Genomic DNA, 13,917 nt, shown 5'->3' with positions numbered 1-13,917 from the left:
CCTAAGCCGTGACCAGCACACCGCTGGAACCGGCGCCGGAACGGTCCGTCGCTGGTGGGCTAACGCCACGGTCCCGACAAATATTCCAAGGCCCCGCGAAACCGCCAGAACCCGGAAGGATAAGGGCATCCCCAAGCGTGCGCGAAGGGGGCCATGCCCGTTTTCGGGGACCGGAAACCAGTTGGCACACTTAATGAATTGGTAAGCGGACACTGCCATGTTCTGTATCTAAACCATTCAGCCTCATCCGGAGTTTTCCCGATCATGAGCCTGTTCAACCATCTTCGGGTCGGCACCAAGATCACGGCGGCGAACGCCGGGGTTCTCCTCTTCCTGGTCGCCATCGGCGGCATCGGGGCCTACGCCCTGATGGACGCCAAGCGCGGCTTCGCGACCTATCAGACCCTGGCCCGCCAGACCACCGAGGTCGGGCGCATCCAGGCGACGATGCTGGAGGTCCAGCTCCAGGCCAAGACCTTCCTGCTGACCGGCAGCGAGGAGGCCGCCCACACCGTGGACTCGCTGGCCGCCGACCTGGACGGGCGGATCGACGAGGCCAAGACCCTGTTCACCGAGCCGGCGCTGAACCGCACGGTGACCCAGATGGACAACGAGCTGGGCCAATACCGAGAGGCCTTCACCCGCATCATGGAGTTCCAGGCGACCCGCAACGAGGCGGCGGCGGAGCTTGTGGACCTCGGGGCCAAGATGGAGAAGGCGCTCAGCGGCGTCATGGACAGCGCCTACGCGGACGGCGACACCGAGGCCGCCTACCAGGCGGGCATGGCGTCCCGCCATTTCCTGGCCGCCCGCAACGCCGTCAACCGCTTTCTGACCGACGGGTCGGCGGACAGCGCCGACAGCTTCCGCAAGGAGCTGCAGAACGCCCGCGAGCGCGGCAACGCGATGCTCGCCAAGCTGACCGAGCTGGAGCGCCGCCGCGGCGCCTCGTCCTTCCTGGCCTACCAGCGCGTCTTCGCCACCCAGTTCGAAAAGGCGGTCGTCGCCACCACCAAGCGGGACGAGCTGGTTTCGCAGGTGCTGGAGACGCTCGGCCCGACCGTCAACGCGCGGGTCGAGCAGCTGCGCGACGCCAGCGCCCGCCAGCAGGCGGCGCTCGGCACCACCGCCACGGAGAACATCGACCGGGCCCGCACCGTGACCACCGCCGCCGCCGCGGTCGCCGTCCTGCTCGGGCTGATCTCCGCCCTGCTGATCGGTCGCGGCCTGTCGCGGCCCATCGTCTCGATGACCGACACCATGACCCGGCTGGCCGGCGGTGACCGCCGGGTGGACGTGCCCGGCCTGGACCGCGGCGACGAGATCGGCGGCATGGCCAAGGCCGTCGAGGTGTTCAAGCACAGCCTGATCGACGCCGACCGCATGGCCGCGGAACAGGCCGCCGAGCATGCGACCCGCCGGGAGCGGTCGGAGCGCATCGACTCCCTGACCCGCGAGTTCGACCGCATGGTGATGGAGGTGCTGTCCCGCGTGTCCTCCTCCGCCGCCCAGCTCAACAGCACGGCCCAGGGCATGTCGGCCACCGCCGAGCAGACCACCCGGCAGGCCAGCGCCGTCGCCGCCGCCTCCACCCAGGCCACCGCCAACGTGGAGACCGTCGCCGCCGCCGCGGAGGAGCTGACCAGCTCGATCCAGGAGATCAGCCGGCAGGTCGCCCAGAGCAACAGCATCGCAGGGCAGGCGGTCAGCACCGCCGAGCGGACCGACGCCACCGTGCGCGGGCTGGTCGACGCCGCCCAGCGCATCGGCGAGGTGGTGCAGCTCATCAACGACATCGCCAGCCAGACCAACCTGCTGGCGCTGAACGCGACGATCGAGGCGGCTCGAGCGGGCGAGGCCGGCAAGGGCTTCGCCGTCGTGGCGTCGGAGGTCAAGAGCCTCGCCAACCAGACGGCCAAGGCGACCGAGGACATCTCCGGCCAGATCGCCGGCATCCAGCAGGTCAGCCGCGAGGCCGCCGGGGCCATCGCCGAGATCGGCCGCGTGATCGGCGAGATCAGCCACATCTCCACCACCATCGCCGCGGCCGTCGAGGAGCAGGGTGCGGCCACCCAGGAGATCAGCCGCAACGTCCAGCAGGCCGCCCGCGGCACGCAGGAGGTGTCGGGCAACATCGCCGGGGTGACCCAGGCGGCGGAAGCCACCGGCGACGCCTCCCGTCAGGTGCTCGACGCCGCCGACGGGCTGAGCGGCGAGGCGGAGGGGCTGCGCGGCTTCGTCTCGCGCTTCCTGACCGACATGCGGGCCGCCTGACGGTTTCGTCTTCACCCCTCCTCCATCCGATGGCGATGGAGGAGGGGTTTTTCTTGCGCCGCCCCGGCCCTGTTGGGCAAATAGGGGTCATTGCGCACCCCGGACTGCTTTTCCCATCATGATCCTGACCCCGATCCCGGCCGAGACAATGCCGGAGGCCCTGGTGACCTTCGAGCGCCTGCTGGCCGGCAAGCCCCTGCCCCTCGCCGCCTTCCGGCGCATCGCCGCCACTTGGCCGGTGCCCGGCGGCGTCGACACGCCGGAGCAGCGCGCCGAAGCGGTGCGGCTGGCCCACGCCCACGGCATCGGCACGCTGGACGAGCCGCCGAACGCCTCCTTCATGTGGGACGGCGACGTCATCCGCACCGACGTGGAATCGACGGTCATCGTTCATGAGGTCGCCCACTGGCTGGTCGCAGCGCCCGAGCGCCGTCCGCTCTACGACTTCGGCCTGGGGCCGGGGCCGGAGACGACGCTGCGCAAGGAGGCGCGCAGCCAGCAGAAGCTGACCTTCGAGGAATGCATGCACGAGGAGCAGCAGACCTCCCTGCTCGGCGTGCTGTGGGAGGCCGAGCTGGGCCAGCCGGCGATCCTCGCCTTCCTGGAGCAGAACTGGATGGAGTGCTGGGAGCGGGAGAGCACCGCCGCCTTCTTCATCCGCCATGTCGAGGAACTCTTCACCCGCGGCCTGATCGACGCCGAGGGCCGCCCGTCCACGGCGCGCGCCTGGGCCGACGGACGGCAACAGGCCGCCTGACATTCGCGCTGCCCATAAATCAATCATAATTCCCCTGGAGGCTGGACCGTCATGACCCGCAACCTGCTTACGCTGGCCTCCGCGCTGGCCCTGCTCGCCACCCCGGCGGCGGCGGACACGCTGAAGATCGGCATGATCACCACCCTGTCCGGCCCCGGCGCGGGCCTGGGCATCGACATCCGCGACGGCTTCGCGCTGGCGGTTGAGCATGCGGGCGGCAAGCTGGGCGGGCAGGACACCCAGGTCATCGAGGCGGACGACCAGCAGAAGCCGGACGTCGCCGTCGGCCTCGCCAACCGCATGGTCGAGCGCGACCGCGTGCAGGTGGTGACCGGCGTCGTCTGGTCGAACCTCGCGCTGGCGATGCTGCCGACGCTGGCCGGCGGGCAGACCTTCTTCATCAGCCCGAACGCCGGCCCGTCGCAGCTGGCGGGCGCGCAATGCAACCCGTACTTCTTCAACGCCGCCTACCAGAATGACCAGATCCACGAGGCCGTGGGCAAGCATGTCCAGGACGAGGGCTTCAAGAAGGTCTATCTGATGGCCCCCAACTACCCGGCGGGCAAGGACGGTCTGGCCGGTTTCAAGCGCTACTACAAGGGCGCGGTCGCCGGCGAGGTCTACACCCAGGTCGGGCAGCTCGACTATGCGGCGGAGCTGGCGCAGCTCAAGGCCGCGGCGCCGGACGCCGTCTACGTCTTCTACCCCGGCGGCATGGGCATCAACTTCATCAAGCAGTACGAGCAGGCCGGGCTGAAGGGCGCCGTTCCGCTGTTCGGCCCCGGCTTCTCCTTCGACCAGGACATCCTGGCGGCGGTCGGCGAGTCCGCACTCGGCGTCAAGAACTCCGCGCAGTGGAGCCCGGACCTCGACAACGCCGCCAACAAGAAGTTCGTCGCCGACTTCAAGGCCAAGTACGGGCGCATCCCGTCCATGTACGCCGCCCAGGGCTACGACACGGCGCTGCTGATCGACACCGCGGTGAAGGCGGTCGGCGGCAACCTGAAGGACAAGGACAAACTGCGCGCCGCCCTCGCCTCGGCCAAGCTGCAGAGCCTGCGCGGCGAGGTGGCCTTCAACACCAACCACTACCCGATCCACAACATCTACCTGCGCGAGGTGGTCAAGGGTGCCGACGGTGCGGTGACCAACAAGACCATCGCCACGGTCTTCACCAACCACGCCGACGCCTACGTCAAAGACTGCCCGATGAAGTGAGGCGCAGGCAGGACGCCGGAGAATGGACGCGCTCCTCCTCGTCGAACAGGGGCTGAACGGGCTTCAGCTCGGGGTGATGCTGTTCCTGATGGCGGCCGGGCTGACGCTCGTCTTCGGCATCATGGACCTCATCAACCTCGCCCACGGCACCTTCTACATGGTCGGCGCCTACCTGACGGCGGCGCTGGTCCCGGTGCTGGACAGCTTCCCGCTGGCTCTGGCGGCGGCGGTTCTGCTGACGGCGCTGCTCGGGCTGGTGGTGGAGGCGGTGGCGCTGCGCACGCTCTACCGCCGCGACCACCTGGATCAGGTGCTGGCGACCTTCGGGCTGATCCTGTTCTTCAACGAGCTGGTGAAGATCGTCTTCGGCCCGGTCCCCATCTTCCTCAACCCGCCGGCGGCGCTGGCCGGGACGGTGGACCTGTTCGGGCTGAAATACCCGGCCTTCCGGCTGGCGATCCTCGCCGTGGGCCTCGCGGTGGCGGTGTTCCTGTGGCTGCTGATCGCCCGCACGCGGGTCGGCATGCTGATCCGCGCCGGCGCCACCAACCGCGAGATGGTGATGGCGCTGGGGGTGGATGTCCGGCTGCTGTTCGGTCTGGTCTTCGCGCTGGGCTGCGGGCTGGCTGGGCTGGCCGGCGCCATGGCCGGGCCGGTGCTGGCCGTTCAGGTCGGCATGGGCGAGCAGATCCTGATCCTGACCTTCGTGGTCATCGTGATCGGCGGCATCGGCTCGATCCGCGGGGCGCTGGCGGGCGCCCTGCTGGTCGGCATGGTGGACACGCTGGGCCGCGCCCTGCTGCCCGCCGCCTTCCGTCTGGTGATGGATGCCGCCAACGCCAGCGCCGCCGGGGCGGCCCTGGCCTCCATGGCGATCTACGTGCTGATGGCGGTGGTGCTGGCGATCAGGCCCAAGGGCCTGTTCCCAGCGCATTGAGGAACGGCTAGGTTCACTTTATGACCACGAACGAGTTCACGCTGCTGTTCCGGCGGCGCTTCAGCATGGCCCATCGCCTGATCGCCGGCGATTCCGTCAAATGCGCCGTGCCGCACGGCCACAACGAGACCGTTTCGGTGAAGCTGGAGGCCGCGGACCCCGCACCGCTCGACGGGGCGGCGAACATGGTGGAGTCCTTCGCGCGTGCCAAGGCGACCTGGCACCGCTGGATCGACGGGCATGTCGACCACGCGCTCCAGCTGTCCCACCGCGACCCGCTGATCGGCTATTTCCGGGAGCACGAGCCGGAAAAGCTGCCCATGCTGCTGATCACCCCCGGCGACCCGACGACGGAGGCGCTGGCCGCCTGCATGATGGCCAAGGCCAACGCGCTGTTCGCCGCGGAGACCTCGCCCTTGCGCTGCGTCGAGGTGGAGATCGAGGAGACGCCGACCAACACGGTGATCTTCCGCGGCGTGCCGGAGCATCACCTGGACGCCGGCTACCTCGGCCTGCCGGGCGCGCCGTGGTGGCTGCGCGGGGACATGAGCATCAACGACCTGTAACGGGCCCCGTCTTCAGGCTTCAGGCGATCCCCAGCAGCTTGTGAAGCTGGACGCTCATCCGGTAGCCGTGGGCCAGCGCCACGGCGGTGCAGGCCTGCCGGTTGGCGAGGTTCCGCTCCGCATCGCCGTCGTCGCGCGGCATCACCGTGACGGCGGCGCCGGGCGGCGGGCGGAACAGCCGGGCGCCCTGCCCCGGCAACTGGGTGGACAGGGTGGGCAGCCCGTCGCCGGGATCACTCTCCCCCGCCGCCAGAACGTATTTGTAGACCGACACCCGCGGCACGAGGTCCGGGTGCAGGCCGGGCGTCTTCGGGCTGCACACGATGGTCAGCCGCGGGTCGTCCGGCATGCCGTCCAGCCACAGCGTGCCGTTCGTCTCGATCTGCACGCGCAGGCCCCGCTCCAACAGGGCGCGGATCAGCGGGACGACGTTCTGGCGCAGCGGCTCCCCGCCGGTCAGTACGATCAGGTCGCAGACCGCGGGGCGCAGTTCCCCGATGCGGGCCAGCAGCTCGTCCAGGGAGGGGCGCCAGGGCGAGCTTTCGAAGTCGGTGTCGCACCAGTGGCAGCGCAGGTTGCACCCGCCGGTCCGCACGAAGACACTGGGCTCCCCGACGAAGGGGCCTTCGCCCTGAAGGGTGTAGAAGACCTCCTGTATCCACAGGCTTTGGCCGTCGCCCCCCTCCTGCGGGCGGACCGGGTTGGCGCCGCGCATCAGACCCCGCCCCCGTAGGCCACCGGATCGGCCAGCCCGGCCTCGGCGAAGCCCTTCAGCCGCAGCAGGCAGCTGTCGCAGGAGCCGCAGGCCGTGCCATCCGGCGCCGGGTCGTAGCAGGAATGGGTCAGGCCGTAGTCGACCCCGAGCTCGAGCCCGCGGCGGATGATGCCGGCCTTGTCGAGCGTCATCAGCGGCGCGTGGATCTTGAAGCGGCTGGCGCCCTCCACCCCCGCCTTGGTGGCGAGGTTCGCCATGGTCTCGAAGGCGGCGATGTATTCGGGCCGGCAGTCCGGATAGCCGGAATAGTCCAGCGCGTTCACGCCGATGAAGATGTCCGACGCCTCCAGCGTCTCCGCCCAGGCCAAAGCGAAGGACAGGAACACCGTGTTGCGCGCCGGGACGTAGGTTACCGGGATGCCCGTTCCCAGATCCGCGGCGCTGGCGTGCTTGGGGACGTCGATGGCGTCGGTCAGGGCTGAGCCGCCGAAGGCCCGCAGGTCGATGTCGGCGATGACGTGGCGGTCCACCGCCATGGCCGCGGCGACGCGCTTGGCCGCCTCCAACTCCACCGCATGGCGCTGCCCGTAGCGGAAGCTGAGCGCGTTCAACCGGTAGCCCTGGTCCCGGGCGATCGCCAGCACCGTCGTGGAGTCCAGCCCGCCGCTGACCAGCACCACCGCATTCTTCGCGTTCATGTCCCTACCCTTTCCCATAACCACAGGCAAGCCCGGCATAATCCCGTCCTGCCAGCGGGTCAACGGCCATGGCCGCTCGTGCATGGCTGCTTCGGTAGAGCATCACCCATGGCAGCCAGCCGCCGAAGACACACCGCACCGCACAAAAAAAACCCGCAGACGTTAACTCTTCGGCAATTTCCCTGTAACATTGTTGTTAAGAGGACAAACATTCAGAAGGCGGGAATACACCAGCACACAGGCTTATGCCGGTCGCAAGGGAGCTATTGCCGTGAGTGCAATCCATTCGCCCCCCTCCGTCCAGGAAGGGTCCGCCGAGCCCGCCTGCTCCGGCCCCACGTCCCACTGCACCGGCGCCACGAAGGCGGCGGACTGCCGGTCGGCCTGCCATCTGAACGATGCGGCCTTCCGTGACAAGGCCCGGAATATCCTTTCCAGCGGGCGGACCGTCACCGCCGGCGCCGTTCATCTGATCGGTCTGGAGGACATTCGGGACCATCTGGGCAAACGGTGGGAGACCGTGAAGGACCGGGTGCAGGACTACACGGGCCGCCTGCTCGAAAAGATGCTGTCCCCGCAGGACGTGTGGTTCCGGCATGGGGAAGCCCAGTTCATCATCGTGTTCGCCCATGCCGACGTAAAGGCCGCCCAGCTGATTTGCGGCAAGATCGTCGAAACCCTGCATCAGACGCTGCTCGGCCACAGCGACACCAGCCAGATCATCGTCAAGACCGCGCTGGTGGAAATCGACGGCAGCATCGCCATCGGCAGCGCCCGCCTGGACGATCTGCTCCACCGGGCCGCCAGCCAGCCGGAGCGCCCGGCGGATCGCACCGACCCGACCGCCCAACCTACGACCGCCCAGCCAACGGCCCAATCGGTCGCCCAGCCGGAGGCCGAGGAGCGGCAGCGCCTGTCGCCGACGGATTTTGCGTTCGGCAACGGCGAGCCGCCGCCGCGGCCCAAGGTGCTCTTCCGCCCGGTCTACGACGTGCGCAACAAGGTGATCTCCACCTACACCTGCCGTCCGGATCTCCACACCTGCCGGCACATCAACCAGATCACCGTGGATGATGTCCTGCAGGAGGAGGCCATCTTCGATTACGACATGGAGACCCTGTGCCATGCCGTCCGCACCTACAATGAACTGTACAAGAACAAATTCCGTTACGCCCAGACCATCCCCGTCCATTTCGAGACCCTCGCCTCGGTGCGGCGGCGGCGGGAATATCTCCAGTCCTGCCGGATGATCCCCAATTGCCTGATCCCCTTCCTGGCCTTCGAGCTGGAAGGATTGCCGCAGGGCATTCCCAACGGCCGGCTGGCCGAGATGGTCACCATGCTGCGCCCTTTCGGCCGCGCCACCATCGTCATCCTGCGGGAGGAAAACGCCGATATCGCCACCTACGCCAACGCCGGCGTCAAGGGCGTTGGACTGGCCATGGATTTCCGGGACGGCGATCAGCGCTGCATCGACAAGATCAACGCCTTTTGCCCCGTCCCGCGCAAACACGGCCTGTTCGCCTATCTCGACGGCATCCGGAATGTCGAGCAGTTCCAGGCCGCGATCGAGGCCGGCGCGGCCTACGTCGGCGGGGCCGTGGTCGGCAAGGACTCCGACGTTCCCGAACACATGCGGCGCTGCACCGAGCGGCAGATGCTCATGAGAGCCAGAGTCAAGGCACGGCGCGAATCCGCATAGACAGGTCCGGCGAAGACACGCCCATTTCCGCATAGGACGTCAGGAAGCACCGCCTGGACGGCTTCGTTAACGCATTAGCAAGTGCGAAAGGACCATCCTGTTCCCACGGTCATTCCATTGATGTCCGCACCCGGTCCAGGCGGCGGTCCTGCCGTTGGGCCCGTGCTCCCCCACAACCGGAAAGGGAGGCTCGGCCATGGTCATGCATCACCCCTCCGGTCCGGACGGCACCATCCCGGAACGGGATGACGGTGCCATGCCGTCCCCGGCCCCCACCCCCGGCCAATCGATCGACGAGTCCTTCAAGGAGCGGGCCCGGCAGATCCTGACGCACAACCAGACGGTCACCGCGGGGTCGGTCCACCTGATCGGCCTCGACGAGATCCGGCAGGAGCTGGGCGACCGCTGGGGGAGCGTGAACGAGCGGGTGCACGTCTACACCGAGCGCATGCTCAAGAAGGTGCTGTCGCCGCGCGACGTCTGGTTCCGCTACGGCGAGAACCACTACATCATCGTCTTTGCCCAGGCCGACCGGAAATCGGCGCAGCTGACCTGCAGCAAGGTGATGGAAAGCCTTCACCAGGCGTTGCTGGGCCACGCCGATACGCGGCGCATCACCGTCAAGACCGCGGTGGTCGATGTCGGCGGCGGGGTCGCCCTGGACACCGCGCGGCTGGCCGACCTGCTCAAGGACGCCGTCCACAAGCCGGAAGGCGCCGCAGCGGCCTCTCTCCCGCCAGCCTACGGCGCCATTCCGGCGGCGGAGGCGCGGCGCCCGCATTGGACCGAGATGCCGGCGGACACCATCACGCCGCAGCATCGGCCCAAGGTGCTGTTCCGTCCGGTGTTCGACGTGAAGCACAAGGTGGTGTCGACCTATTGCTGCCGCACCGACGCGGACACGGCCCGCTATCTGAACCTGATGGACTCCTTCGACCCGGAGCGCGAGGAGGCGGTCTTCGACCTCGACATGGAGACGCTGAGCCTCGCGGTCAGCACCTACAACGAGCTGTACGCCAACAAATTCCGCTACGCCCAGACCATCCCCGTCCATTTCGGCACGCTCGCCTCCAGCCGGCGGCGGCGGGAATACATCCAGGCCTGCCGGATGATCCCGCGCGTGCTGATGCCCTTCCTGGCCTTCGAGCTGGACGGGCTGCCGGCCGGCGTGCCCTATGGCCGTCTGGCGGAGATCGTGGCGATGCTGCGCCCCTTCGCCCGCGCCGCCATGGTCATCCTGAACGACGACGCGGGCGACCTCTCGGTCTACGCCACCGCCGGCGTCAAGGGGGTCGGGCTGCGGCTGGACGGGCGGGAGGACGAGCCGCACATCCTGGAGCGGGTCCAGACCTTCTGCCCCGGACCGCGCAAGTTCGGCATGTTCGCCTACGTGGACGGCGTCCGAAACCCGGTGGAGCTGGAGGCGGCGGAGGCCGCGGGCGCCGCCTATCTGAGCGGTCCCATCGTCGGCGAGGATTCGGAGGTGCCGGAGCACATGAAGCGCTGCACCGAACGCCAGCTCCTCCAGCGGTCGCGGCGGCGCCGTCACCACGACACGCCCTGGGGCTAAGCGGGCGGGGCCAAGCGGGCGAACACCCGCTGTCGGCACGACCTTTTGTGTTCAAGCCCGCCCATCTGTGCGAAAAGACGGGCCTACCGACTGGTTGACCGCCCCTCTTTTCCGGCCCTCCATGCCCCCGACCGCGCCCCGAACCGCCCTGCTCTCCCGCCCCCGCATCGCCCTGCTGATCCTGCTGGCCGTCGCGCTGGCCCTGCCCACCGTCGCCGAGTGGATGGGGGAACCTTTCTACGTGCGGCTGGCGACGCGCATCCTGGTCTTCGCCCTGGCGGCGGTCAGCCTCGACCTGATCCTCGGCTTCGGGGGGATGGTCAGCTTCGGCCACGCCGCCTTCGTCGGGATCGGCGGCTACGCCGTCGGCATCCTGTTCGCCCACCAATCGGACGGATCGACGCTGCTCGGCTTTCCCGGCACGGTGAACGGGCTGATCGTCTGGCCGCTGGCCATGCTGGCCGGGGCGCTGGCGGCGCTGCCGGTGGGGGCGATCTCGCTGCGCACCACCGGCGTGCCCTTCATCATGATCACGCTGGCCTTCGCCCAGATGCTCTTCTACCTGATGACCGGGCTGAAGGCCTATGGCGGGGACGACGGCATCGCGCTGTGGAGCCGCTCCACCCTGCCCGGCCCGCTGAACATCGCCGACCACACCACCTTCTACTACGTGGTGCTGGGGCTTCTGGTGGCGGCGCTGGCGCTGGGCTGGCGGCTGGTCAACTCCCGCTTCGGGCGGGTGATCCGCGGCGCCAAGGACAACGAGCGGCGGATGGCCGCGCTCGGCTACCCGGTCACCCGCTACAAGCTCGTCGCCTTCGTCATCGCCGGGGCGCTGGCCGGGCTGGCCGGGGCGCTGCTCGCCAACGCCACCATGTTCGTCGGGCCGCAATATCTGCATTGGAGCCGCTCCGGCGACCTGATCGTGATGGTCGTGCTGGGTGGCATCGGCACGCTGATCGGCCCGGTGCTGGGCGCCGCCGCCCTCCTGCTGCTGGAGGAGTTCGTGCCGGAGCTGATGGACCTTGCCCACGCCGGGTTGGGCGAGCATTGGAAGATCGTGCTGGGGCCGGTGCTGATCCTTCTGGTGCTGTATGCCCGCAAAGGACTGTGGGGTGTCGTCGCGGGGAAGCGCCCATGAGCAGCCCCCTGCTGAGCACAAACGGACTGGTCAAACGCTTCGGCGGGCTGGCCGCCACCGACGGCCTCACGCTGTCCGTCGCGGAGGGGGAACTGCACGCCCTGATCGGCCCGAACGGGGCCGGCAAGACCACCCTGATCGGCCAGCTGTCGGGCGAGCTGGCCCCCGATTCCGGGACCATCATGTTCGACGGGCGCGACGTGACCCGCCTGCCCGTGCACAAGCGGGCGCAGCGCGGGCTGGCCCGCAGCTTCCAGATCACCTCGATCTTCCCCAGCTTCACGGCGCTCGACAACGTGGCGCTGGCGGTGCAGGCCCACGCCGGGCACAGCTTCCGCTTCTGGCGCGACGCCGGGCGCGACCGGCGGCTGGCCGATCCTGCCCGCGCGGTGCTGGAGCGGGTGGGGCTGGGCGCACGGGCCGACACTCGCGCGGACGCTCTGGCCCATGGCGAGAAGCGGCAGCTCGAACTGGCGATGGCCCTGGCGACCGGGCCGCGGCTGCTGCTGCTCGACGAGCCGATGGCCGGCATGGGGCCGGAGGACTCCGCCCGCATGGTCGAACTGCTGCGGGAGCTGAAGGGCAGCGTGACGATCCTGCTGGTCGAGCACGACATGGACGCCGTCTTCGCACTGGCCGACCGCATCACCGTTCTGGTGCGCGGCAAGGACCTCGCCAGCGGCACACCGGAGCAGATCCGCAACGACCCGGCGGTGCGCGAAGCCTATCTCGGCGACGAGCTGGAGGTGGCCTGATGCTGCGTGTCGCCAACCTGACCGCCGCCTACGGCTCCAGCCAGGCGCTGTTCGGCATGGAGCTGTCCGTCGACGCCGGGGAGGCGGTGACCCTGATGGGCCGCAACGGCATGGGCAAGACCACGACCATCAAGGCCATCATGGGCCTCGTGGCGCCGACCGGCGGCTCCATCGCCTTCGAGGGCACGGAGATCGCTGGGCGCCCGCCGCACCGCATCGCGCGGGCCGGCATCGCCCTGGTGCCGGAGGGGCGGCAGGTCTTCCCCACCCTGACCGTGCGCGAGAACCTGATCGCCACCGCCGCCAACCGCTTCGCGCGGCGCGATCCCTGGACGGTGGAGCGGGTCCACGCCCTGTTCCCCCGGCTGGCCGAGCGCGCCGGCAACCTCGCCCGCAACCTGTCGGGCGGGGAGCAGCAGATGCTCGCCGTCGGGCGCGCCCTGATGACCAACCCCAAGCTGCTGATCCTCGACGAGGCGACGGAGGGGCTGGCCCCGCTGGTCCGCCAGGAGATCTGGGACTGCCTCGCCCGCCTGAAGGACGAGGGGCAGGCGATCCTGGTGGTGGACAAGAACGTGCACGCCCTCGCCGCCCTTGCCGACCGCCATCACGTCATCGAGAAGGGGCGGCTGGTGTGGTCCGGCAGCTCCGCCGCCCTGCTCGCCGATCCCACCCTGAAGGAGCGCTATCTTGGCGTCTGAAGCCCTGTTTGGCGGCCCCCAGTCACAAAAGTTGACCGCCGCCGAGATCGACCGCCAGTACAATTTCCGTAAGCTGGTGCCGGAGCACCCGGCCTATTTCGCCCGCTGGCAGGCGGAGAGCGAAGCGGCGCGCGCCCGGCTCAGCGGCCGCTATGACATTCCCACCGGCCCGCACCCTCGCCAGCGCGCCGACGTCTTCCCGGCCGGCGTCTTCTCGGCCGGAGAGAGCGCGCCGGTGCTGGTCTTCATCCATGGCGGCTACTGGCGCGCCCTGTCGAAGGACCTGCATTCCTTCATCGCAGCACCCTATGTGGAGCGCGGGGTGGCGGTCGTCCTGCTCGGCTACGGCCTGTGCCCGGACGTGACGATGGACGAACTGTGCGGCCACGCCCAAGCCGGTCTGGACTGGGTGTTCGCCAACGCGGCCAGCTTCGGCGGCGATCCGCGGCGGGTGGTGGTGTCCGGCCATTCGGCGGGCGGCCACCTGACGGCGAAGCTGGTCTCGGAGAATCGCGACCGGGTGGCCGGCGGCATCCCGATCAGCGGCCTCTACGACCTGGAACCGATGCTCGGCTTCGAGGTGAACGAGCAGTTGCGGCTCGATCCCGACTCGGCGCGGCGGCTGAGCCCGATCCACGCCGTTCCCGCCCCCGCCCCGCTGCTGATGCCGGCGCTGGGCGGCCTTGAGACCGACGCGATGCACCGCCAGCAGGCCGACTACGCCCTGGCCTGGGCCGCGCAGGGCAACGCGGTGCGGGAGATCGTGGAGCCGGGCGCCGATCATTTCAGCGTGGTCGATCGCTTCGCCGAACCGGGCAGCCTGCTGTTCGAGGCGGCGCTGGCGATGCTCACGGACAGCTGAGGCCGGAAACGAAAAAAGCCT

At 69.1% G+C, this 13,917-nt stretch carries 13 protein-coding genes; 11 read left to right on the top strand and 2 right to left on the bottom strand.

What is annotated here, in order from left to right; all coding sequences use genetic code 11:
* Positions 1 to 264: 264 nt before the first annotated feature.
* The 5 genes from ACFPMG_RS13925 to ACFPMG_RS13905 all read left to right on the top strand — a co-directional run bounded on the left by ACFPMG_RS13925 (position 265) and on the right by ACFPMG_RS13905 (position 5,752).
* Positions 265 to 2,274 carry a methyl-accepting chemotaxis protein gene (locus ACFPMG_RS13925; protein ID WP_376995688.1) on the top strand — a complete coding sequence of 670 codons (2,010 nt, stop codon included), beginning with the start codon at positions 265 to 267 and terminating at the stop codon, positions 2,272 to 2,274.
* Positions 2,275 to 2,392: 118 nt separating this feature from the next.
* On the top strand, positions 2,393 to 3,031 hold the full coding sequence (locus ACFPMG_RS13920) for a hypothetical protein (RefSeq protein WP_376995687.1): 639 nt from the start codon (positions 2,393 to 2,395) through the stop codon (positions 3,029 to 3,031).
* A gap of 51 nt (positions 3,032 to 3,082) precedes the next feature.
* Positions 3,083 to 4,249 carry an ABC transporter substrate-binding protein gene (locus ACFPMG_RS13915; RefSeq protein ID WP_376995686.1) on the top strand — a complete coding sequence of 389 codons (1,167 nt, stop codon included), beginning with the start codon at positions 3,083 to 3,085 and terminating at the stop codon, positions 4,247 to 4,249.
* 22 nt (positions 4,250 to 4,271) lie between these two features.
* The gene (locus ACFPMG_RS13910) at positions 4,272 to 5,186 is read left to right on the top strand and encodes a branched-chain amino acid ABC transporter permease (RefSeq protein WP_376995685.1); all 915 of its coding nucleotides are present in this window, start codon (positions 4,272 to 4,274) and stop codon (positions 5,184 to 5,186) included.
* A gap of 20 nt (positions 5,187 to 5,206) precedes the next feature.
* Positions 5,207 to 5,752 (top strand): 6-pyruvoyl trahydropterin synthase family protein, encoded by a 546-nt coding sequence (locus tag ACFPMG_RS13905; RefSeq protein ID WP_376995684.1) that lies wholly within the window; start codon positions 5,207 to 5,209, stop codon positions 5,750 to 5,752.
* A 19-nt stretch (positions 5,753 to 5,771) separates the two neighbouring features.
* Here the strand turns inward: ACFPMG_RS13905 and ACFPMG_RS13900 are convergent, their stop codons facing one another.
* Positions 5,772 to 6,467 (bottom strand): 7-carboxy-7-deazaguanine synthase QueE, encoded by a 696-nt coding sequence (locus ACFPMG_RS13900; protein WP_200475948.1) that lies wholly within the window; start codon positions 6,465 to 6,467, stop codon positions 5,772 to 5,774.
* Positions 6,467 to 7,165: a 7-cyano-7-deazaguanine synthase QueC gene (queC, locus tag ACFPMG_RS13895; RefSeq protein ID WP_376995683.1), complete on the bottom strand. Its 699-nt coding sequence runs from the start codon at positions 7,163 to 7,165 to the stop codon at positions 6,467 to 6,469. The genes ACFPMG_RS13900 and queC overlap by 1 nt, the downstream gene beginning before the upstream one ends.
* A gap of 271 nt (positions 7,166 to 7,436) precedes the next feature.
* Between queC and ACFPMG_RS13890 the strand changes: the two genes are divergently transcribed.
* The 6 genes from ACFPMG_RS13890 (at position 7,437) to ACFPMG_RS13865 (ending at position 13,896) form a co-directional block, all read left to right on the top strand.
* Positions 7,437 to 8,867 (top strand): nucleotidyl cyclase domain-containing protein, encoded by a 1,431-nt coding sequence (locus ACFPMG_RS13890; RefSeq protein ID WP_376995682.1) that lies wholly within the window; start codon positions 7,437 to 7,439, stop codon positions 8,865 to 8,867.
* Between the two features lie 196 nt (positions 8,868 to 9,063).
* A complete protein-coding gene (locus ACFPMG_RS13885) occupies positions 9,064 to 10,437 on the top strand; it encodes a nucleotidyl cyclase domain-containing protein (RefSeq protein ID WP_376995681.1) in 1,374 nt (457 codons plus the stop codon).
* A 121-nt stretch (positions 10,438 to 10,558) separates the two neighbouring features.
* On the top strand, positions 10,559 to 11,578 hold the full coding sequence (locus tag ACFPMG_RS13880; RefSeq protein WP_376995680.1) for a branched-chain amino acid ABC transporter permease: 1,020 nt from the start codon (positions 10,559 to 10,561) through the stop codon (positions 11,576 to 11,578).
* Entirely contained in the window at positions 11,575 to 12,333 is a 759-nt protein-coding gene (locus ACFPMG_RS13875; RefSeq protein WP_376995679.1) for an ABC transporter ATP-binding protein, read from the top strand. Before ACFPMG_RS13880 ends, ACFPMG_RS13875 begins: the two co-directional genes overlap by 4 nt.
* Positions 12,333 to 13,034 carry an ABC transporter ATP-binding protein gene (locus tag ACFPMG_RS13870; protein ID WP_149648362.1) on the top strand — a complete coding sequence of 234 codons (702 nt, stop codon included), beginning with the start codon at positions 12,333 to 12,335 and terminating at the stop codon, positions 13,032 to 13,034. Before ACFPMG_RS13875 ends, ACFPMG_RS13870 begins: the two co-directional genes overlap by 1 nt.
* Entirely contained in the window at positions 13,024 to 13,896 is an 873-nt protein-coding gene (locus ACFPMG_RS13865) for an alpha/beta hydrolase (protein ID WP_376995678.1), read from the top strand. Before ACFPMG_RS13870 ends, ACFPMG_RS13865 begins: the two co-directional genes overlap by 11 nt.
* Positions 13,897 to 13,917: the final 21 nt, after the last annotated feature.

Source organism: Azospirillum himalayense (assembly GCF_042657465.1).
Taxonomy (GTDB): Bacteria; Pseudomonadota; Alphaproteobacteria; order Azospirillales; family Azospirillaceae; genus Azospirillum; species Azospirillum himalayense.
This window is presented reverse-complemented; position numbering and strand designations above follow the sequence as displayed.

Excerpts from the sequence above, each read along its gene's own strand:
- ACFPMG_RS13880 (WP_376995680.1), top strand. The coding sequence starts at position 10,559 with ATGCCCCCGACCGCGCCCCGAACCGCCCTGCTCTCCCGCCCCCGCATC.
- ACFPMG_RS13905 (WP_376995684.1), top strand. The coding sequence starts at position 5,207 with ATGACCACGAACGAGTTCACGCTGCTGTTCCGGCGGCGCTTCAGCATG.
- ACFPMG_RS13885 (WP_376995681.1), top strand. The coding sequence starts at position 9,064 with ATGGTCATGCATCACCCCTCCGGTCCGGACGGCACCATCCCGGAACGG.
- ACFPMG_RS13875 (WP_376995679.1), top strand. The coding sequence starts at position 11,575 with ATGAGCAGCCCCCTGCTGAGCACAAACGGACTGGTCAAACGCTTCGGC.
- ACFPMG_RS13920 (WP_376995687.1), top strand. The coding sequence starts at position 2,393 with ATGATCCTGACCCCGATCCCGGCCGAGACAATGCCGGAGGCCCTGGTG.
- ACFPMG_RS13900 (WP_200475948.1), bottom strand. The coding sequence starts at position 6,467 with ATGCGCGGCGCCAACCCGGTCCGCCCGCAGGAGGGGGGCGACGGCCAA.
- ACFPMG_RS13915 (WP_376995686.1), top strand. The coding sequence starts at position 3,083 with ATGACCCGCAACCTGCTTACGCTGGCCTCCGCGCTGGCCCTGCTCGCC.
- ACFPMG_RS13870 (WP_149648362.1), top strand. The coding sequence starts at position 12,333 with ATGCTGCGTGTCGCCAACCTGACCGCCGCCTACGGCTCCAGCCAGGCG.
- queC (WP_376995683.1), bottom strand. The coding sequence starts at position 7,165 with ATGAACGCGAAGAATGCGGTGGTGCTGGTCAGCGGCGGGCTGGACTCC.
- ACFPMG_RS13910 (WP_376995685.1), top strand. The coding sequence starts at position 4,272 with ATGGACGCGCTCCTCCTCGTCGAACAGGGGCTGAACGGGCTTCAGCTC.
- ACFPMG_RS13925 (WP_376995688.1), top strand. The coding sequence starts at position 265 with ATGAGCCTGTTCAACCATCTTCGGGTCGGCACCAAGATCACGGCGGCG.